At 54.2% G+C, this 21167-nt stretch carries 8 protein-coding genes and 9 pseudogenes; 9 read left to right on the forward strand and 8 right to left on the reverse strand.

What is annotated here, in order from left to right:
- Positions 1-53: 53 nt before the first annotated feature.
- The 5 genes and pseudogenes from sufS to sufA form a co-directional block, all read right to left on the reverse strand.
- Positions 54-1277: pseudogene (sufS, locus tag CS369_RS06410) on the reverse strand (cysteine desulfurase SufS).
- Positions 1277-2578 (reverse strand): annotated as a pseudogene (gene sufD, locus CS369_RS06415) (Fe-S cluster assembly protein SufD). Before sufD ends, sufS begins: the two co-directional pseudogenes overlap by 1 nt.
- Positions 2553-3296, reverse strand: a complete 744-nt coding sequence (sufC, locus tag CS369_RS06420) for a Fe-S cluster assembly ATPase SufC (protein WP_196906447.1) — start codon at positions 3294-3296, stop codon at positions 2553-2555. Before sufC ends, sufD begins: the two are co-directional and overlap by 26 nt.
- Before the next feature lie 108 nt (positions 3297-3404).
- Positions 3405-4900, reverse strand: a pseudogene (sufB, locus tag CS369_RS06425) (Fe-S cluster assembly protein SufB).
- An 8-nt stretch (positions 4901-4908) separates the two neighbouring features.
- Positions 4909-5283: a Fe-S cluster assembly scaffold SufA gene (sufA, locus tag CS369_RS06430; RefSeq protein WP_196906449.1), complete on the reverse strand. Its 375-nt coding sequence runs from the start codon at positions 5281-5283 to the stop codon at positions 4909-4911.
- 163 nt (positions 5284-5446) lie between these two features.
- Here sufA and CS369_RS23195 point away from each other — a divergent pair.
- Positions 5447-5629 (forward strand): annotated as a pseudogene (locus CS369_RS23195) (hypothetical protein); the annotation flags it as partial.
- 57 nt (positions 5630-5686) lie between these two features.
- On the opposite strand, the gene CS369_RS06440 reads toward CS369_RS23195, so the two are convergent.
- A complete protein-coding gene (locus CS369_RS06440) occupies positions 5687-6103 on the reverse strand; it encodes a hotdog fold thioesterase (protein WP_196906450.1) in 417 nt (138 codons plus the stop codon).
- A gap of 12 nt (positions 6104-6115) precedes the next feature.
- Positions 6116-9130: pseudogene (locus CS369_RS06445) on the reverse strand (FAD-binding and (Fe-S)-binding domain-containing protein).
- A 370-nt stretch (positions 9131-9500) separates the two neighbouring features.
- On the opposite strand from CS369_RS06445, the gene ydiK reads away from it, so the two are divergent.
- The gene (ydiK, locus tag CS369_RS06450; RefSeq protein ID WP_196906507.1) at positions 9501-10619 is read left to right on the forward strand and encodes an AI-2E family transporter YdiK; all 1119 of its coding nucleotides are present in this window, start codon (positions 9501-9503) and stop codon (positions 10617-10619) included.
- A 515-nt stretch (positions 10620-11134) separates the two neighbouring features.
- Positions 11135-12181 (forward strand): FAD:protein FMN transferase ApbE, encoded by a 1047-nt coding sequence (gene apbE, locus CS369_RS06455; RefSeq protein WP_196906452.1) that lies wholly within the window; start codon positions 11135-11137, stop codon positions 12179-12181.
- A gap of 221 nt (positions 12182-12402) precedes the next feature.
- Here the strand turns inward: apbE and ppsA are convergent, their stop codons facing one another.
- Positions 12403-14778 carry a phosphoenolpyruvate synthase gene (ppsA, locus tag CS369_RS06460; protein WP_196906454.1) on the reverse strand — a complete coding sequence of 792 codons (2376 nt, stop codon included), beginning with the start codon at positions 14776-14778 and terminating at the stop codon, positions 12403-12405.
- Between the two features lie 334 nt (positions 14779-15112).
- Between ppsA and CS369_RS06465 the strand changes: the two are divergent.
- The 6 genes and pseudogenes from CS369_RS06465 (at position 15113) to CS369_RS06490 (ending at position 21166) form a co-directional block, all read left to right on the forward strand.
- Positions 15113-15934: pseudogene (locus CS369_RS06465) on the forward strand (pyruvate, water dikinase regulatory protein).
- Positions 15935-16267: 333 nt separating this feature from the next.
- Positions 16268-17314 (forward strand): annotated as a pseudogene (locus tag CS369_RS06470) (3-deoxy-7-phosphoheptulonate synthase).
- Between the two features lie 273 nt (positions 17315-17587).
- Positions 17588-18574: pseudogene (locus tag CS369_RS06475) on the forward strand (hemin-degrading factor).
- The gene (locus CS369_RS06480; RefSeq protein WP_196906456.1) at positions 18571-19389 is read left to right on the forward strand and encodes a hemin ABC transporter substrate-binding protein; all 819 of its coding nucleotides are present in this window, start codon (positions 18571-18573) and stop codon (positions 19387-19389) included. The pseudogene CS369_RS06475 and the gene CS369_RS06480 overlap by 4 nt, the downstream one beginning before the upstream one ends.
- Positions 19386-20391: pseudogene (locus tag CS369_RS06485) on the forward strand (FecCD family ABC transporter permease). The gene CS369_RS06480 and the pseudogene CS369_RS06485 overlap by 4 nt, the downstream one beginning before the upstream one ends.
- A complete protein-coding gene (locus CS369_RS06490; RefSeq protein WP_196906457.1) occupies positions 20384-21166 on the forward strand; it encodes a heme ABC transporter ATP-binding protein in 783 nt (260 codons plus the stop codon). The pseudogene CS369_RS06485 and the gene CS369_RS06490 overlap by 8 nt, the downstream one beginning before the upstream one ends.
- The last annotated feature ends 1 nt before the right edge of the window (position 21167 follow it).

Here is a 21167-nt window from a genome sequence, read left to right on the forward strand (position 1 = left end):
GACAACGCCAGAACAAAGAGACAAGGGGAAACGCAGGCGCGCATAAAGGCTTATCAGCCTTCCAGCAAACGGTGAATACGCTGTAGTCCGGCAACCAGCCGATCTATTTCTTCTCGGGTAGTATAAACCGCTAACGAGGCGCGGCACATACTGGGTACGCCATAATGAGCCATCAATGGCATCGCACAGTGATGACCGGTACGAATGGCGATACCGTATTGGTCTAGGAAACTGCCGACGTCATAGGCATGATACTTGCCAAGGTTAAAGTCAATCACCCCTTTTTGCTCCGCCGGACCGTAGAGGATGATATCCGGTACCGTACTCAGCGCATCCAGCGCGTAATGCATCAGCGCCGTTTCGTAATCGTGAATCGCGTCCAGTCCGATGGCGGAGACATAATCCAACGCCGCGCCCAGTCCCATGATCCCGCACGTGTTGGGCGATCCTGCTTCAAAGCGCCACGGCGCATCGGCATAGCGGGTGCCCTGCGTCAGGCTAACGTCACGAATCATCGCCCCGCCCCCTTCCCATGGCGGCATAGCATTGAGCAGCGCGTGCTTGGCGTACAGCACGCCAATACCAGAGGGGCCGTATATTTTGTGGCCGGAAAAAGCATAAAAATCACAATCTAGCGCCTGCACGTCCACACGCTGATGCATCACAGCCTGCGCACCGTCCACCAGCACCGCGCAGCCAACCGCCCGCGCCCGCGCAATCAAGGTTTCCAGCGAGTTTTCCGAGCCCAGCACGTTAGAGACCTGAGCCACGGCCAGCAAGCGGGTACGCGTATCCAGCAGCGTATCCAATTGGCTTAAATCCAGCGTGCCTTGCGCCGTGAGTGGCAGCACGCGCAGCTAGACGCCTTGGCGTTCCGCCAGCATTTGCCAAGGCACGATATTGGCATAGTGCCCCATTTCGGTGATCAGAATATTGTCACCAGCTTGAATAAAAGCACTGCCGTAGCTGTTGGCGACCAGGTTAATCGCTTCCGTGGTACCACGCACGAAGACGATCTCTTCCGCCGAGGCCGCATTGATATAGCGCGCAACCTGTTCACGCACCGCTTCCATCGCGCTGGTCGCCTGTGCGCTTAGTGTATGAATACCGCGGTGCACCGCGGCATATTCATTACTGTAAAACGCCACTTCCCGGTCAATCACCGCCTGCGGTTTCTGCGCACTGGCGGCGCTGTCGAGATACGCCAGAGGCTGCCCGTTGACCTGCTGCGCCAGCACCGGGAAATCGCGGCGAATACGCTCAATCGGATAATTCATCAGGCCACTCCTGCCGCGTTCGGCAGGCGCAACGCAATACGCTGCAACACCGCTTCTTGCAGCTTGTCGTTAAGCGCTTCCGTCAATTCGGCGGCAAACGCGTAGATGATCATCTGCTGTGCATCCTGTTGTGAAATACCGCGCGAACGCAGGTAGAACAGTTGCTCGTCATCAATACGTCCAACCGTGGCACCGTGGCTGCACTTCACATCATCAGCGTAGATCTCGAGCTGTGGCTTGGTATCCACTTCCGCCAGACGCCCCAGCAGCAAGTTGTTGTTGGTCATCTGTCCGTCGGTCTTCAATGCCCCCAGCGCGACCTTGATCATACCGTTGAACACCGCCCGAGCTTTGTCACTGACAATCGCCTTGTGCAGTTGGCAGCTTTCACCGTGGCCCTGATTATGTTCAAGGTAGGTACGGGTATCGCACACGTCGTTGCCAATCGGCAAAATCAGGCTGTTGATAGAAAGGTTGACGCCTTCACCGTTAATCTGTGCACTGGTGTGGTGCCGAGTTAATCCGGCACCCAGCAAGAAGCTGTGGCTGCGCACACGCGCATTCCGCTCCAATACCAGATCGTTGTGGGCGAAGTGGTAACTGGCGGCAGTCTCAAACGCCAGCTTGAGGTGTTTTACCTGGCTGTTGGCAGCGGCATGCACCGTCAAGCGCGTACCGGTGAAGTGCGCCTTGTCATCCAAACTGACGTAGTGCTCGATAATCTCTGCGCTGGCTCCCGCCCCGACATACAGATGGTGACGCTGGTGAGCCATGTTCAGGCTGGCAGACTGTCCGCTGCTGATATGCAGAATATAAAGTGGTTTCTCCGCCTGACATCCGGTCGGTAAACGAATGGCGCTGTGCTGCTCCGCCAGACTTTCCGTCAGGTGCAAAAACAGTTCGGGTTGAACCGCCGCCAGGTCGGTGGGTGCCGCATGAGGCGCGTTCACCGCAATCTGGTAAGGCCCCCACTGCGCATCACTCAACGCCGCGTTGAATACGCCATCAACAAGCACCAGACGCCAACTTTCCAGCGCCAGTGCTTGTGCTGCCAGCGTATCGTCATCAAGGGTGACGGCATCTGGCGCGCTGAACTGCTGTGCCAGCAACCCATCCAGTAGAGTGTATTTCCAATGCTCGTGTTTGCGCCCCGGCAAGCCGAGCCGCATCACTTCCTGCCAGTGGTGTTACGCACTGGGTGCATCCGCCGCGCGTGACGCGTTAAACAACGCTTGCCACTGCTGGAGCGTTTTGGCCTGTTTTTCAGCCAGCATGTTACTGTTGGTCGGTAAGCCAGCCATAGCCTTGCTCCTCCAACTGTTTCACCAGCGAAAAATCGCCCGATTTGACGATGCGACCTTGATAGAGCACGTGCACATAATCGGGTTGGATATAATCCAGAATACGCTGGTAGTGCGTCAAGATAATAAACGCGCGTTGTTGGTTAGGCAGCGCATTAACGCCGTTGGCCACAATCTTCAGCGCATTGATATCCAGCCCGGAGTCTAACTCATCCAAGATACACAGCTCTGGCTCCAGCGCTGCCATTTGCAGAATGTCATTACGTTTTTTCTCGCCGCCGGAAAAACCCACATTGACCGAACGAGTTAATAAACCTTCCGGCATTTTCAGCAATTTGATTTTATCTTCAATGAAATCGGCTAAATCGAATCGGTCCAGCAGCTCCTGCTCGCGATATTTGCGCACGGCGTTGACGGCGGTTTGCAGAAAGAACTGGTTACTGACGCCAGGGATTTCGACCGGGTACTGGAAGGCCATAAAGATGCCCTCACCGGCGCGATCTTCCGGGTCTAATTCCAGCAAGTCTTTTCCCTTGAACGCCACCGTGCCGTCGTTCACTTCATAATCTTCACGGCCTAGCGTGGCGGAAAACGTACTCTTGCCGGAACCGTTAGGTCCCATGATGGCGTGAACTTCACCGGGTTTCACCTCGAGGTTCAGTCCGTTCAGGATGAACTTACCTTCAACGCTTACATGTAACTTCTTAATGCTTAACATAGTTTATCCTTGCGGCGTCGTGCCGAGCACGCCTGATAACATCAATTCGCGTAGGGTGCTGTCAGATTGACATTCGGCACCCCGCTGCATTTTTATTTTGCGGCGCCCTTAGCCGACGCTGTGTTCCAGACTGATTGCCAGTAGCTTCTGCGCTTCTACGGCAAATTCCAGCGGCAGCTCCGAGAACACGTCCTTACAGAACCCGTTCACGATCATTGAAATGGCGTCGTCTTCGCTGATGCCGCGTTGCAGGCAATAAAACAGTTGGTCTTCGCCAATGCGTGAAGTTGTCGCTTGGTGCTCCAACTGCGCGCTGTTGTTGCGCACTTCCATATACGGGAAAGTGTGCGCGCCGCAGTCGCTGCCAATCAGCATCGAGTCGCACTGGGTGAAATTACGCGCATTGGTGGCAGTCGGCATAATTTTCACCAGACCGGGTAGGTGTTCTCACTGTGACCGGCAGAGATCCCTTTGGTGATAATCGTGGAGCGGGTGTTTTTGCCGATGTGGATCATCTTGGTCCCGGTATCCGCTTGTTGATGCCCGCTGGTCAGCACAACAGAGAAGAACTCTCCCACCGAGTTATCTCCGCGCAAAATCACGCTCGGGTATTTCCAGGTGATGGCCGAGCCGGTTTAAGACTGGGTCCAGGACATCTTGGCATACTCGCCGGCACAAAGCGCACGCTTGGTCACGAAGTTAAGGATACCGCCTTTGGCATCCTGTCCGGAAAACCAATTCTGAACCGTCGAGTATTTAACTTCGGCGTTTTTGTTGACAATCACTTCGACTACGGCGGCGTGCAGTTGGTAGCTGTCGCGCACGGGTGCTGAGCACCCTTCGATATAGCTGACATAGCTGTCGTCATCGGCAATCAGGATGGTGCGCTCGAACTGCCCGGTCTTCGCCGCATTGATACGGAAATAGGTGGAGAGCTCCATTGGGCAACGCACGCCTTTCGGTATGTAGACAAAGGTACCGTCAGAGGCTACCGCGGCATTGAGCGCGGCAAAAAAGTTATCGTTGGCAGGCACCACCGTACCAAGATATTGGCGCACCAGATCGGGGTGTTCCTGAATCGCCTCGCTAAACGAGCAGAAAATAATCCCCTGCTGCGCCAGCTCTTCGCGATAGGTGGTCGCTACCGATACGGAGTCAAAAATCGCATCCACCGCCACGGCTTGGCCTTCTCGCACCGGCACTCCGAGCTGATTAAAAGCATTTTCGACTTCAGCGGTCAGGTAGCTGTTCACCTCGGCAATGCTGGACTGCTGCTTGGCGCCGGGTTCAGAACCGCAGGTATCATCACAGTGACCACAAGACGGCGCCGAATAATAGCTGTATTCCTGATAGTCCAGCTTGTCATAGTGCGCTTTTAGCCAGTGCGGCTCCTCCATCTCCAGCCAGGCGCGGTAGGCGTTGAGAAGGAATGCCAGCATTCACTCGGGTTCGTTGCGTTTGGCGGAGATCGCTCGCACCACCTCTTCATTGACGCCACGTCCCAGTTGGTCAGTCGGCAGTTCGGTGAAAAAGCCCTCTTTATAGTGGCCATCCCCCATCCAGATTTGCACATCATCAGGTACATCTACATTGCTACGCGCCATATCATTCATCACTCAATGCCAAAGCTTTCGCCACACCCGCAGGCGTGCTGCGCTTTGGGATTATTAAATTTGAAAATCTGGTTCAAGCCTTCACGCACATAATCCAGTTCGGTGTCATCGATAAAAGGCATCGCCTTTAACGGGACGTACAGGTGTGCGCCCTCGCGCTCGAACACCAGGTCACCCACATCTGGTGCGTTGACCAGATCCAGTACATAACCAAACCCTGCACATCCTGATTGCTTGACGCTCAAACGTAACCCTTTCACCGTGTCATCAGACTGGACAAGGTGCAGGATCTGTTGAGCGGCGCTGTCCGTCAGCGTGAGCCCTTTCCAGGTGTTTTCATCCAGTGAAAATGTTTCTACGTTTCCCGTTTGCATCCGCTGTACCTCGTTTCAGAAAAGTTCTGTCTGAGCCTAATGTTAGTGATAATGATTATTGCTTCAACCTCTTGTTTAGCAGGGGTATTTGTAACATTTCACTGAATCCTGAAAAAAACCGTTTTTTTTGCCTGCCCGCACGTTTATAGACTGACAATAAAAAAATAACCGATTGATGAAAGAGATTAATAATGAAGGGCGTTGCCATCTTTTCCGCGTACAGAGTTACTATTTTGCACGCAACACGCTAAAGCTGATTTGCCATCAGCTCAGCCTTGAAGGCAGTTGGGATAAGGCCACCGCTTTTCAGACCGATTTTGTACGGCGCGTCCCCTTTTTGCCTTGAGGAACCGAAGAATGAAAATGCGCGCCGGTTGGCGCGCATTCAGTGATTGCAGAAAAATCAGGGCGTCACTACAGCCGTTGTAAGCCGAGAGGTGCAGCACATACGGCCTTGCTCATCGTAAATATCAATTTGCCACACCTGATTACGGCGTCCCACGTGCAATGCGCGACAGACGCCACGCACCTCACCCGATGTTACTGCGCGCAAATGGTTGGCATTAATCTCCATCCCCACCACGCGCTGCTCCCCCTCGGTACACAGGTAACCCGCCACCGAGCCGAGCGACTCCGCCAGCACCACCGATGCCCCGCCGTGTAGCAGACCGAACGGCTGACGCGTTCGGCCATCTACCGGCAAGGTGCCTTCCAGCAAATCGTCGTTAATCGCGGTATAGCGAATACCGACGTGCTCCACCATGCAGCCCTGACTTTGTTGATTCAGTTGATCCAACGTAACGGTTCTTCTCCACAGCATAACCCTCTCCTGTCAGACGAGGTCCAGTAGCGCCTGCAACGGATGACGCAACCCCTGGCCTTCCATACGCTTCACCTGGCTGCGGCATTAGTAACCCGTCGTCAGGCAGCGCGCGGAAGGTAGTTTTTGCAACGCCTGCTGCCAGGACAAGGCGTAGATCCCCTTGGAGTCAGCCAGGTTCTTGCTTTCATGACCATAGGTGCCGGCCATACCACAGCAGCCCACGTTGACGTTTTCCAGTCGGACGCCGAAACGGGCAAAGATATCGGCCCACTGTTTGCTGCTGGTCGGTAACGAGGTCGATTCGGTACAGTGACCAAACAGATACCAGGCATCATCGTGCGGCGCGGCCGTCGGTGTTCTCGTCGACAGCAGCGGCAGCAGCCACTCATGCACCAGTTGCACCTGAAAATCGCCGCATTTGTCACCCAAAATTTCACGGTATTCATCGCGATAACAGAGCACCAGTGCCGGGTCGACGCCAATCATCGGCATCCCCAGCTTGGCAACCCGATTCAGGAAATCCGAGGTTTTAGCTGCGGTTTTAGCAAAACGGGTTAAGAAGCCTTTGATATGCTGCGGCTTACCGTTAGGTGAAAAGGGCAGCAGTACCGGCTTGAGATCCAGTTTTTCCACCAGATGCACCAAATCGGCCACCATTTGCGCATCGTAATAGCTGGTAAACGGATCCTGCACAATCAGCACATACCGATCGCGGGATGCTGCGGCAACACTTTCCAACTGCTCCAGCGTGGTGGTCATTGCCGGATGCCCGGCAAACTGCTGACGCAGCGAGGGAGAAGAGAGTAACGGCAGATCGGTCATGCCGATCGTCCGGCGGCTCAAGGCGTCAACCAGCGTCATTTTCAGGAATAAGTTGAAGGTTTTAGGGCTCAGCGCCATCAATGGCGCGTAACGTTATACACCGGCCACCAGATAATCACGCGCAGGACGTAAATAGCGCGTGTGGTAAAGCTGGAGGAAACGTGCACAGAATCCCGGAATATCTATCTTGATCGGACATTGGGTTGAACAGACTTTACAGGCCAGACACCCGGACATGGACGCTTTCACTTCATGAGAGAAGTCATACTCCCCTTTACGCGCGCGCCAGCTGTTACGCGTTTTTTCAATCAAGCCACGCAGGCTGGGCGAGCGCGTGGTCAACGACTGCTCCAGCGCCACCGGATCGATCCCCTGCTCTGCTAGCAAGCGCAGCCATTCGCGCACCAGCGTCGCTCGCCCTTTCGGCGAATGGATACGATTTCCGCTGATCTTCATGGAAGGACACATCGGACTGTTCACATCAAAGTTGAAACACAGTCCATTGCCGTTACACTCCATCGCGCCACGAAACGAGGTACGCACCGCCAGCGGAATCCGGCGATCGAAGGTGCCACGCTTATCGGCATCAATACGCATCATCGGCGCATCAACGGCCAACGGCGCGCAAATCTTGCCGGGGTTAAGGCGGTTATTCGGATCGAAGGCGGCTTTGATGCGCCGCAGTTCGTTATACAGTTCTTCACCAAAAAAGGCCGGACTGTATTCGACGCGAAACCCTTTACCGTGTTCCCCCCACAGCAAGCCGCCATATTTGGCCGTCAGCGCAACAATTTGATCGGAACACTGTTTCATCAACACTTCCTGTTGCGGATCGCACATGTCAAGGGCCGGACGCACGTGCAGCACGCCCGCATCCACGTGACCAAACATGCCGTAGGTCAGATTATGGCTATCGAGCAGCGCACGGAACTCGACGATGTAATCAGCCAGATGTTGCGGCGGCACACAGGTATCTTCCGCAAAAGGGATTGGCTTGGCCTGCCCTTTACTGTTACCCAGCAGCCCCACCGCTTTTTTACGCATGGCGTAAATACGCTCAATCCCAGCAAGATCGTGGCAAATCTGATAGCCGATCACCCCCGCCTCATGGGCCGCGAGCAGGCCATCAATGCGCTCACATAACGCGCGTACTTGCCCATCGATCAGCGCTTCATCGTCACCCGCGAACTCAACGATGTTCAAGCCCTGCATATCCTGGCCCGGCACATCCTGAATCAGTTCGCTGACAGAGTGCCAGACGATATCTTCGCGCGCCAGATTCAACACGCTGGAATCGACGGTTTCCACCGAAAGCGCCTTGGCTTCAACCATAAAAGGCGCGCTGCGCAGCGCTGAATCGAAGGAATCAAACTTGACGTTGACCAAACGCCTAACCTTTGGCAAGCGCGTAATATCCAGCTTGGCTTCAGTGATAAAGGCCAGCGTCCCCTCTGCGGCCGTCAGGATACGAGTCAGGTCAAACGTTTGCATATCATTGCTGAACACGTGGCGCAGATCGTATCCAGTCAGGAATCGGTTCAGTTTGGGGAATTTATCGAGGATTAGCGCACGCTGGTCGCTGCAACGTTCAAAAACGGTGCGGTATACACGCCCTATCGGTGAAGATTATTGCGCCAATTGCTGCGCCAGCAGCACGGCACGCACGCCAAGGACATGGTCCGAGGTTTTGCCGTAGACCAGAGAGCCTTGCCCTGAGGCATCAGTGTTGATCATGCAGCCAAGGGTGGCGCGGTTACTGGTAGACAGTTCCGGCGCAAAGAAATAACCGTAAGGCTTGAGATACTGATTGAGCTGATCTTTGATCACCCCGGCTTCAACGCGAACCCAACCTTCCTCTGGATTGATTTCCAAAATCCGGTTCATGTAGCGCGACATATCCACCACAATGCCCTGGTTCAGCGCTTGCCCATTGGTGCCAGTACCGCCGCCGTGCGGGGTAAACGTCAGTTCACGGTAAGGCTCTTGTACTGACAACTGCACCAGCAGCGCCACGTCTGCCGTCGATCGGGGAAACACCACCGCATCGGGCAACAGCTGATAAATGCTGTTGTCGGTCGACATGGTTAAGCGATCGGCATAGCTGGTGGCAGTATAGCCGGTAAAACCACGTTGCTTCAAAGCATCCAAAAAATTAAACACCGGCTGAGCCAGCCCAGGTGCATGAGAGATCTGTGGGATCATTATGTGTTGACCCTGTCTGTCGACTAAAAATAATTAGCGTGTTGTGAGTGTGTTTATTGTAAAAATCATTGTGCGAATTCGCGGTTTTACGTTTTATCACATTTCGGCGTTATGCGCCGCCATCCTAAGAAAAACTTTTTGCCTAGTGTCCCAGCATGATTTTTGGAGCCCTGTCCGTGAATGCGTTAACAAAATAGCTCACACGCTGTCAAAAACACGAGAAATGCCCCATGATAAATTATTCCCGCCGGATGACCCGAGCGATCGCTGGGAACTTGTTCAACGTCGGGTCTCTATACAGAGGTATTGTCCATTGACGAAGTCATCATCGCCCAAACCGCTGGCCGCGCACTCTCCACTGTCTGCAACGATGCAGCAAAGCGCACGCCAGCAGCGTTTTGATTTGCCCCGCATCCTCTTTAGTCTGATGTTTATCACTATAATGATCATCGCCTGTTTCTGGGTGGTGCAACCCTTTATTCTGGGCTTTGCCTGGGCCAGCATGGTGGTGATTGCCACCTGGCCGCTAATGCTGAAAATGCAGAAGTTACTGTGGGGCAAGTGCGCGCTGGCGGTAACCGGCATGACGCTGTTGCTTTGCCTGCTGTTTGTGATGCCGATTTCCATCCTGGTCAGCACGGTGATGGACAACACCTCCGCCATCGTCAGTTGGGCCTCCGGGCAAGAGAAACTGACGCCCCCTCGTATGGAGTGGCTGACATCCCTGCCTTTTGTCGGCGACAGGTTGTTTTCAAGTTGGCACAGTTTGCTGCAAAGTGGCGGCAGCGGCGTGTTTGCCAAAGTGCAGCCCTATATCGGCCAAACCGCTACCTGGCTGTTATCGCAAGCGGCCCACATTGGACGTTTCCTGATGCACTGTGGCCTGATGCTGATTTTCAGCGCCCTGCTTTACTACAAAGGTGAAGCGGTTGCACAGGGCGTGCGCCACTTTGCGCTTCTTCTGGGACGTGAGCGCGGTGATGCGGCGGTGATCCTGGCAGCACAATCGATTCGTGCCGTCGCGCTCGGTGTGGTAGTGACCGCCATCGTACAATCGGTGCTTGGCGGTATTGGTCTCGCCATCTCCGGCATCCCCTACCCAACCTTGCTCACCGTCGTGATGTTCCTGTTCTGTCTGGCTCAACTGGGACCGCTTCTGGTGCTGATCCCCGCGATAATCTGGCTCTATTGGAGCGATGATACCACCTGGGGCACCATTCTGTTGGTGTGGAGTTGTGTGGTGGGCACGCTGGATAACGTCATCCGCCCGATGCTGATACGCATGGGCGCCGATCTGCCCATGCTGCTGATTGTGTGCGGCGTGATTGGCGGCCTGTTGGCATTTGGCATGATCGGCCTGTTTATCGGCCCAGTGGTGCTTGCCGTTTCATACCGCTTGCTCTCTGCCTGGATGAAGGAAACGCCGTTGCCAGAAATCATTGCGGATGCATCACTGTCGCCAAACGATCGTCCGACACACTCGCAGTAAGAACAGTTGCCGCAGCGTAAAATATCAGCGCTGCGGCCAATCCATTAACAATCCCATCAATATATAAATAATCCTAATGATTAGCGTGCAATACCCACGGATTATTCTGATTTACTATCGGTAAGCGGCGATATTACATCAAATACTTTGACAACCTGCATCTCTGCGTGACAAATCCATTAAAAAAACGTTAATCATTAGGATGATTCTTAATGACTTAATGCCCCACAGCTTCTATAATTATTTATGAAACTATTGTCTTTCTAAACAAACGCTTTTTGTAAGGACAACACAAGTTTGCCAATGAGGTTTCATGCTCGTCAGAGCTAGTAACGAATTGCTGTGTGTAGTCTTTGCCCATACCCTAAGGTAGGCATTTTTTTGTGGTTTATCTTGTACTTTCCCGCTGCTGTTACTGAGAAGTTGCGCCTCATCCTGTTTTTATCAATCTCCACTTTGCAAGCGCGCATTAATGGATTATTTTTAACGTCTCTTTTTATCAGGAGTCATTTTCTATGTCACATTCCCCACTGGCACGCAGAGTGTGCCTGATTCTGGTCAGTCTGGCGATCAACAACACCGTGATGGCCGACAGCCAGCCATTGACCAGCCTGGAAGGTAAAACCATGGGGACCTTTTACAGCGTAAAGATCAGCGGCGATCTGCCTGAAGATAAAGCGCATCTGCAACAAGATATCGATGCCCTGCTTGAACAGGCCAACAACGATATTTCCACTTACCGTGAAGACTCCATTCTGTCGCGCTTTAACCACTATCAAGGCAGCGATCCGCAGCCCATTCCCGGCGGTATGGCAGACATTATTCTGGTGGCCCAGCGCATTGGCCAGGCGACAGACAATGCCATGGATATTACCGTGGGGCCGCTGGTGAATCTGTGGGGATTTGGGCCACAAAAACAGCCGGTGACTATTCCCACTCAAGCGCGAATCGATGACGCCCGTCAGCGCGTCGGCTTGCAGCACCTTACGCTTACCAGCAACAGCAAGGGAGAGTGGTTGCAAAAAGATCTGCCGTCATTGTATGTGGATCTCTCGACCTTGGGTGAAGGTTACGGTGCCGATCTGTTGGCGCAGTTGATGACACGCAAGGGCATTACCAATTATCTGGTTTCAGTCGGCGGTGCCATTTCAAGTCGTGGGGTCAATGGGCAAGGGATGCCGTGGCGGATGGCGATTCAGAAACCTACCGATAAGGAAAACGCGGTGCAAGCGGCAGTCGATCTGCAAGGGTATTCCATCAGTACCTCGGGCAGCTATCGCAACTACTTCGAACAGGACGGCAAACGCTATTCCCACGTCATCGACCCCAGCACCGGCCACCCCATCAATCATACGCTGGTGTCTGCCACGGTGATTGCCAAAACCGCTCTCGAAGCGGACGGTTGGGATACAGGGTTAATGGTATTGGGAACGGAAAAAGCGCTGAAAGTGGCCGAGCAGCACGGGTTGGCGGTTTATATGATTACCAAAACCGACAACGGATTCGAAACGGTGATGACTCCCCAGTTCAAAGCCTTCTTGCAACAAGAGGCCAAACCTTAACGTCGGATGAGGTTGCTGATAAACAGCCCTACTCCCACCGTCATTCCTCTCTCGTTATCCTCGGCGAAAGCCGGGGATCTCTGTAAGAATAAATGTATTTCTTCTGCATGAGATTCCCGCCTTCGCGGGAATGACGGCGGTGGAGGGAATGACGAGAGGTAAAGTGACTCTGTCAGCAGCAGCAGGCCCCGGCTTTGCTGGGGCCTGCTGCTACTGCACGATTACTTTTCTGCCAGCGTTAACCAGGTCTGCACCACGGTATCCGGATTGAGCGACAGGCTGTCGATGCCTTGCTCCATCAGCCAGATGGCAAAGTCTTCATGATCGGAAGGGCCTTGTCCGCAAATCTCCACGTATTTCCCCTGTGCCTTGGCTGCTTTGATCGCCATCGAAAGCAGCGCTTTCACCGCGTCGTTGCGCTCATCAAACAGTTCAGACACCACGCCGGAATCGCGATCCAGCCCCAACGCCAACGGCGTCATGTCGTTAGAGCCGATGGAAAAACCATCGAAGTGCGCCAGGAACTGATCCGCCAGCAGCGCGTTCGACGGGATCTCACACATCATGATCACCTTGAGGCCATTCTCACCGCGCTTGAGCCCTTGCTGCGCCAGCTCAGCAACCACGGCTTCCGCCTGTGCCACAGTACGCACAAACGGGATCATCACTTCCACGTTGGTCAGCCCCATGTCATTACGCACGCGTTTCACCGCAGCACATTCCAAGGCAAAGCACGCTTTAAAATCCGTTGACACATAGCGCCCGGCGCCACGGAAGCCCAGCATCGGGTTTTCCTCATGCGGCTCATAGCCCTCACCGCCCACCAGGTTGGCGTATTCGTTAGATTTAAAGTCGGACAGACGCACAATCACGCGTTTCGGCCAGAACGCCGCCGCCAGGGTAGCAATCCCTTCAGTCAGGCGCGCAACGTAAAGCTCAACCGGATCGTCATAGCCCTGCATCAGCCCTTTGATCTCTTTTTGCAGCTCTGGCGTTTGACTATCGAACTCCAGCAACGCACGCGGGTGCACGCCTATCATGCGATTAATGATAAACTCCAGCCGCGCCAGGCCGACGCCATCGTTGGGCAGGCAGGCGAAATCAAATGCCCGATCGGGATTCCCTACGTTCATCATGATTTTCAACGGCACCGAGGGCATCTCGTTGACTTGTGAACTCTTGACCTTAAATTCCAGCAGATCGGCATAGACGTATCCGGTGTCCCCTTCCGCACAGGATACGGTGGCTTTTTCGCCGTCATGGAGGCGCTCAGTCGCATCACCACAGCCCACTACCGCAGGAATACCCAGCTCACGCGCAATAATCGCTGCGTGGCAGGTGTGACCGCCACGATTGGTCACGATAGCCGCGGCTTTCTTCATAATCGGCTCCCAATCCGGGTCGGTCATGTCGGTCACCAGCACATCCCCCGCCTGCACCAAGTGCATTTCGCTGATATCCTGAATCACTTTTACCGGGCCGGCACCGATACGGTGTCCGATAGCACGGCCTTCCGCCAGCACCTTGCCACGTTTAATCAGTTGGTAACGCTCCATTACCTGACCGTTGGAGCGTACCGTCTCCGGCCGCGCCTGTACGATGTAGAGCTTGCCGGTGTGCCCGTCTTTCGCCCATTCAATATCCATCGGGCGACCGTAGTGTTTTTCAATCAGCAGCGCCTGATGCGCTAACGCTTCCACTTCGGTATCCGTCAGGCTGAAACGCACGCTCAGTTCTGCTGGCACATCCTCAATACGCACCTGTTTGCCGTGAGCCTGGCTGTCGGCAAACACCATGCGGATTTTTTTCGAACCCATGGTACGGCGCAGAATGGCCGGTTTGCGGTTAAGCAACGTCGGTTTGTGCACGTAAAATTCATCCGGATTCACAGCCCCTTGCACCACCATTTCCCCTAGGCCGTAGGCGAATGTGATAAACACCACCTGATCGAAACCGGATTCCGTATCCAGCGTAAACATCACCCCCAATGCCGCCAGATCCGAACGCACCATGCGCTGCACCCCAGCGGAGAGCGCCACACTTTGATGATCGTAGCCCTGATGCACACGGTAAGAGATGGCGCGATCGTTAAACAACGAAGCAAACACATGCTTCACCGCCACCATCACCGCATCGATACCCTGCACATTGAGGAAGGTTTCCTGCTGCCCGGCAAAGGAGGCATCAGGCATGTCCTCTGCCGTCGCGGAAGAGCGCACCGCAAAAGAGGCCTCTTTTTCCCCTTCGGCCAGTTGATCGTAAGTCGCGCTGATCGCCTGCTCCAGTTCAGGCTGGAACGGTGTGTCGATAATCCACTGACGAATTTGCGCGCCCGCTTTGGAGAGTTGGTTCACATCATCGATATCGGTACGATCCAGCAACTCATAGATTCGCTGGTCGATACCGCTCTGCGTAAGGAAATCGTTAAACGCCTGCGCCGTTGTCGCAAAACCATTGGGAACCGATACGCCAAGTTCTGACAAATGAGTGATCATCTCACCCAAAGAGGCATTCTTGCCACCCACCCGCTCAACGTCATGCATACCGAGCTGGTTATACCAAAGGACATTACGCAAATCATGGCCGTTATTGGACATTGAAAATAATCCTTTCTGCATACGATTTCGGCCTGCATACCACGGGGTATGGAGACCATTGGGGATATGTAAAATGTTGGTTAGGCAATTGCCTCAACGCCATGAATGTAGCATAGCGTTTAACAAACCTGGGAAAGGTGAATCGTTCAACCTATGAAATAAAAACGATTTCACTGCTGAATCTTGCTTAACGGGGTAAAAATACAATACTGTAAAAGTTTAACTGGTTTATCATGAAGATAATAAAGTGATGTTTCATTAAAAATATCGTTCAGAGCCAATTTTTGAACGAGTTTAGTAACGCTTTTTCGCAGAAAAAAATGCAGGGGTTGATGTGAAAAGAAGCGTCTTTTATATCTCCGATGGTACCGCCATCACCGCTGAAGTATTAGGCCATGCGGTGCTTTCTCAGTTTCCTGTCAACACGGTCAGTTACACGCTGCCGTTTGTGGAAAGTGAAGAGCGCGCCAACGTGGTACGCGAGCGTATCAATACGCTCTACCAGCAAACGGGCGTGCGCCCTCTGGTGTTTTATTCCATCATCAGCCAGACGGTGCGGGATATTATTAACAGCAGCGACGGTTTTTGTCAGGATATCGTGCAGGCGCTGGTTGCGCCATTACAAGGAGAGCTCAATATTCCTTCCGCGCCGGAGGCCAATCGCACCCACGGTCTGACCGTTAAAAACCTCGGCAAATATGATGCGCGCATCGCCGCCATTGACTATACCCTCGCCCACGACGATGGCATTTCATTACGCAATCTCGATCAGGCGCAGGTGATTTTACTCGGCGTGTCCCGCTGCGGCAAAACGCCCACCAGCCTGTACCTCGCCATGCAGTTTGGCATTCGCGCGGCCAACTACCCTTTCATCGCCGATGATTATGGACAATTTACGCCTGCCTGAAGCGCTTAAACCGTTTCAACACAACTGTTCGGCCTGACCATCCATGCCGAACGTTTGGCCGCGATCCGTGAAGAGCGGCGCGGTAACAGTCGTTATGCGTCGTTACGTCAGTGCCGAATAGAACTGAGCGAAGTAGAAGCGCTGTTTCGACGTCACCAGATCCCTTATCTCAACACGGCAAACTACTCCGTGGAGGAGATTTCTGCCAAGATCATCGACATATTAGGCATGAGTCGTCGCATTTACTAGTACATTATCATTTTTTAACAAAAGCGGGTTGAATTGCCCCCTGATTCGGTTATCGTGGACGTCATGACTTCCCGACATGTCGTCGTAGCGAAGCAACCCATTTGGTAGGAGACGGGGAAAAACTGACATTCGCTTAGTGCCCAAGCGTCCCGCCGCCGTCTGACACGATGCGCGAGTCATTCACTCACCATAGCCTTATCTTCAGGAAGATAAACGCAGTGTGAGCTATGATTTATTTCTATGCGCGTTACCCCTTGGTTCAGCGGGGTTTCTTTGCGAGACGAACCGCCCTGCGACACGGTCCCCTGACCGACCCGTAAGCACAGATATTGCATGTTAAAAACTGATGAGTTACGCAGCCAGCGGCTCGATCGTCTGATCGCGCCGCAGGTCTTGCTGGCGCAATTGCCGGTTACACCTGCGGTTGCGGAAAAAGTGACAACGTCACGAAATAAGATAGAAAATATTCTTACCGGAAAAGATCCCCGGTTGCTGGTGATCGTTGGCCCCTGTTCTATCCACGATGTTGATGCTGCGCTCGATTATGCACGGCAGCTCGCTACACTGCGTGCCCGCTATCAGGATCGGCTGGAAATCGTGATGCGCACCTATTTTGAAAAGCCGCGCACCGTTGTCGGCTGGAAAGGGTTAATTTCCGATCCAGCCCTTGATGGCAGCTATCAGGTCAATCACGGTCTGACATTGGCACGCCGTCTGCTGCTGGATATCAACGCGCTTGGTCTACCAACAGCAACAGAATTTCTGGATATGGTCACCGGGCAATACATTGCCGATATCATCAGTTGGGGAGCCATTGGCGCGCGAACCACGGAAAGCCAGATCCACCGCGAAATGGCCTCCGCCCTCTCCTGCCCGGTGGGTTTCAAAAATGGCACCGACGGCAATCTGCGTATCGCTATTGATGCCATCCGTGCCGCGCGCGCGTCGCATCTGTTTCTCTCGCCAGATAAACAAGGGAAAATGACCATCTACCAGACGCATGGCAACCCCTATGGCCATATCATTCTGCGCGGCGGGAAAAATCCCAATTATCACGCTGCCGATATTCAGGCCGCCTGCGAACTGCTGCGCGAATTCGCTTTACCATCACAGTTGGTGGTGGATTTTAGCCACGGCAACAGCTACAAACAGTACCAGCGACAAATGGATGTGTGTGCCGATGTGTGTCAACAAATACGTTCGGGTTAGCGCGCCATTGCAGGTGTTATGGTGGAAAGCTTTCTGGTTGAAGGTCAGCAACCGTTGGCTGCGCTGCAAACGCTGGTTTACGGTAAATCGATTACCGATGGCTGCCTGGGCTGGCAGGACACTGAAACCCTGCTTGCACAGTTAGCCGATGCGGTAGACAGCAGCTTCTAACGCCCTACTGCCTTTCAACCGCGCACGGTCATTCCTGGTCGTGCGCTGCCGCTCCATCATCCTCTGCTGCCTTACCTGTTTCCGACGTATTAAGAAATCTTCACTTGATGTCACCTTTTGGAAAAATGAAAATGATTCTCATTTATTAAGTTAATTATTTCTAATACGATAATATCCATCGCAGAACGACCACAGGAACAGACAATACCGAACGCGATTTATGCTCAATACCTGCAAGCCAAAAACAACAATCCCCGCCAGTAAGCTCGTGATATCGCCACGACACTAGGCATCAGTGAAGCAGTGTTGACGCACGCACGCGTCGGTCATGATGCGCAACGCTTGCAAGGGGATGCCAAGCGCTGGCTGCTGCGCTGGCGCTGGAGAAGGTAGGCCAGACCAAGTCCATCACGCGCAACACCTATGCGGTGCACGAACAGGTTGGCGTTTACCAAAATCAACATTTGGACGGCCATGCGGGGCTGATCCTCAATCCTTACGCGCTGGATCTTCGCTTGTTTTTGCAGCAGTGGAATCTGGCATTCAACCTGCGGGAAGAGACCGCACGTGGCGAGCGTCATAGCATTCAATTTTTTGACCATCAGGGTGATGCTATCCTGAAGGTGTATGCCACCGAACAGACCGATATGACGGCATGGGATGCCTATCCTGGCCGAATTTGTCACGGAGGTTAACCCTGAGGTACAGTTACGTCCGGAAACCCCGGCGGCCACTCAGGTCCCCAGCATCAACCAGGCGGCATTTGAAGCCGAATGGCGTGCCATGACGGACGTACACCAATTTTTCATTCCACTTAAACGCTACAATCTTACGCGTCAACAGGCTTTCCGCGCCGTTAAAGACGATCTGGCCTGTCGGGTCGATAACAGCGCCCTGTCGCAAATTCTTAGCGCTGCGCAGCAGGATCAAAACGATATCATGGTGTTCGTTGGCAGCCGTGGCTGCGTACAGATTTTCACCGGCCCCATCGCCCGAGTGGAGAAAATGGCGCAGCACGCGGAATGGATCAACATTTTCAACCCGGATTTCACCCTGCACCTGATTGAAGATGAGATTGCCGAAAGCTGGATCACCTGTAAACCAACCGCAGACGGTGTCGTCACCAGCCTGGAACTCTATGCGGCTGATGGCACGCAAATCGCACAGCTGTTTGGCCAGCGTACTGAAGGCACGCCAGAACAAGCACAATGGCCCAAACAAATCGAGGCGCTCACCGCAAATAAGGAACTGGTCGCATGAAAAACTGGCTTTACGCACTGCTCCTGACGCTGCCACTGAGTGCCAGCGCCAATGAACGTATCGTCTCCATTGGCGGTGATGTAACCGAAATCATCTATGCGCTTGGCGCTGAGCAGCAGCTCATTGCCCGCGACAGCACCAGCATGCACCCGGCTGCAACGCAAGCACTGCCGGATGTTGGCTATATGCGCCAATTGAATGCGGAAGGCATTCTGTCATTAAAACCGTCGTTAGTGATTGCCAGTGAGTTGTCACAACCCTCTCTGGTGCTCAAGCAAGTGGCAGACAGCGGCGTCAAAGTGATCATGATTCCTGCACAACCGACGCTGGAAAGTATTCCGCAGAAAATCAACACGATTGCACAGGCGTTGCACAAAGAGAGCGAAGGCAAAGTACTGACCGACCGTTATCAGCAGCAGGTATCCGCTGTGGCACAGCAACCGCTGCCCGTCAAAGAGCTGTTTGTTCTCAGTCACGGTGGCATGACGGCCATGGCAGCAGGGAAAAATACGCCCGCCGATACGGTAATTCGCGCTGCCGGATTACAAAATGCTATGCCTGATGTCGTGCGTTACCAGCCGCTATCGCAAGAAGGCGTTATCGCCAGTGCGCCCGATCTGTTGTTGATCTCCGCACAAGGGTTGCAGAGTTTAGGGGGCGAAGAGAAAATCTGGCAGTTGCCCGGTGTTGCACTGACCCCTGCGAGCAAACACCGCCGTGTCCTGGTGGTCGATGATATGGCGATGCTTGGCTTTACGCTGGAAACCCCTGCGCTGTTAACCACGCTGCATCACGCCGCCGAGCAGGTAAAATGAGACTACGGCAACGTCCCCGCCTGATTCTGGCGGGGCTAATGTGTTTCACTCTGCTGTTAATGCTGGGTGCCGCCAATATGGGGGCACTCACCCTCTCCTTCCGCCAACTGTGGCATGCTCCGCTCAGCGACCCGCTGTGGCATATCTGGCTCAATATTCGCCTGCCACGCGTCCTGCTGGCACTGTTGGTGGGCAGCGCGCTCGCCGCGGCCGGTGCAGTGATGCAGGAGCTGTTCCGCAACCCGCTGGCTGATCCCGGCTTGCTGCGTATCAGTAGCGGAGCGGCGTTGTTTGTCGCGTTTGCACTGTTGATGCCTTTGGGCCTTCCGCCGTTGCTGGCGCTCTACAGCCCGATGTTGGCTGCTTTCGCCGGCAGTCTGACGGTGACAGCCATTCTGTTTATGCTGGGACGCGATGAACGTAGCGGCGTGACGCGCCTGCTGTTAACCGGCATTGCCCTGAATGCCCGATGTGGGGCAGCCGTTGGCGTACTGACCTACATCAGTAACGATCAGCAATTGCGTCAGTTTTCGCTCTGGGGTATGGGCAGCCTGGGGCAAGCGCAGTGGCCAGTGTTGCTGGTTGCCGCTTCGCTGATCGTTCCCGCCATGGTGGGTGTTCAGTGTTATGCCCGCAAACTCAATCTGCTCCAGTTGGGTGATGAAGACGCACACTATCTGGGCGTCAAGGTGAAACAGACCAAGCTGATATTACTGCTGCTCAGCGCGCTGCTGGTTGGCTCTGCGGTAGCGGTCAGCGGCGTGATTGTGTTTATCGGACTGGCTATCCCGCATCTGATTCGCATGAACCTGAGTGCCGACCACCGTTGGTTACTCCCCCGGTTCAGAGCCGGCAGGTGCGGGTTTGCTTATCGCGGCCGATACGCTGGCTCGCACGGTGCTGGCTCCGGCGGAAATGCCCGTGGGTTTGCTCACCAGCCTGATAGGGGGTCCCTACTTCCTATGGCTCATTATCACGCACAAGGGACGAACCCATGACTAACCGCCTGACGGCCCAGCATCTGCACTATCAGGTTGCCGGACGCACCCTGATTGATGATGTTTCGTTGGATATCAACGGCGGTGAGATCGTCGCGATTATTGGCCAGAATGGGGCGGGAAAATCCACGCTGCTGCGGCTGCTCACCGGCTATCTGGCACCCGACAGCGGTGAATGTCAGTTGGCCGGAAAAACGCTCGCAGACTGGCAGCCTGATGCCTTGGCCAAAACCAGCGCCGTGATGCGCCAGCACGGTGCGCTGAATTTTCCCTTCAGCGTGCGCGACGTGGTCGCCATGGGACGTGCGCCCTATCGCCACGATCGCGCAGGTGACAGCGTGGTCGATCATGTCATGGCGTTAACCGAATGCACGGCGCTGGCCCAACAGGATTATCGCCATCTTTCCGGCGGGGAACAGCAGCGCGTGCAGTTGGCACGCGTGCTGGCGCAGTTATGGCACCCGACACCGACGCCCTGCAGGCTGTTTCTCGATGAACCGACATCTGCACTCGATCTCTATCATCAGCAACACCTGCTGCGCTTACTTAAACAGCTCATACAACAGCAGCCCCTTGCGGTATGTTGCATCCTGCACGACCTGAATCTTGCCGCGCTGTATGCCGATCGCATTGCACTGCTGCATCAGGGAAAACTGGTGGCACAAGGCACGCCGCAGGCGGTATTGCAAAGCGAAACGCTCACGCAGTGGTATCAGGCTGACGTGCTGGTACATCCGCACCCCGACGACGCGACGCCGCAGGTTTTTCTGCGCCGTTAGC

The organism is Candidatus Symbiopectobacterium sp. 'North America' (genome assembly GCF_015762685.1).
GTDB lineage: Bacteria > Pseudomonadota > Gammaproteobacteria > Enterobacterales > Enterobacteriaceae > Symbiopectobacterium.

Coding starts and splice junctions, on each gene's coding strand:
- sufC (WP_196906447.1), bottom strand. CDS start 3,296: ATGTTAAGCATTAAGAAGTTACATGTAAGCGTTGAAGGTAAGTTCATC.
- sufA (WP_196906449.1), bottom strand. CDS start 5,283: ATGCAAACGGGAAACGTAGAAACATTTTCACTGGATGAAAACACCTGG.
- CS369_RS06440 (WP_196906450.1), bottom strand. CDS start 6,103: ATGCTGTGGAGAAGAACCGTTACGTTGGATCAACTGAATCAACAAAGT.
- ydiK (WP_196906507.1), top strand. CDS start 9,501: ATGCAGCAAAGCGCACGCCAGCAGCGTTTTGATTTGCCCCGCATCCTC.
- apbE (WP_196906452.1), top strand. CDS start 11,135: ATGTCACATTCCCCACTGGCACGCAGAGTGTGCCTGATTCTGGTCAGT.
- ppsA (WP_196906454.1), bottom strand. CDS start 14,778: ATGTCCAATAACGGCCATGATTTGCGTAATGTCCTTTGGTATAACCAG.
- CS369_RS06480 (WP_196906456.1), top strand. CDS start 18,571: ATGAAAAACTGGCTTTACGCACTGCTCCTGACGCTGCCACTGAGTGCC.
- CS369_RS06490 (WP_196906457.1), top strand. CDS start 20,384: ATGACTAACCGCCTGACGGCCCAGCATCTGCACTATCAGGTTGCCGGA.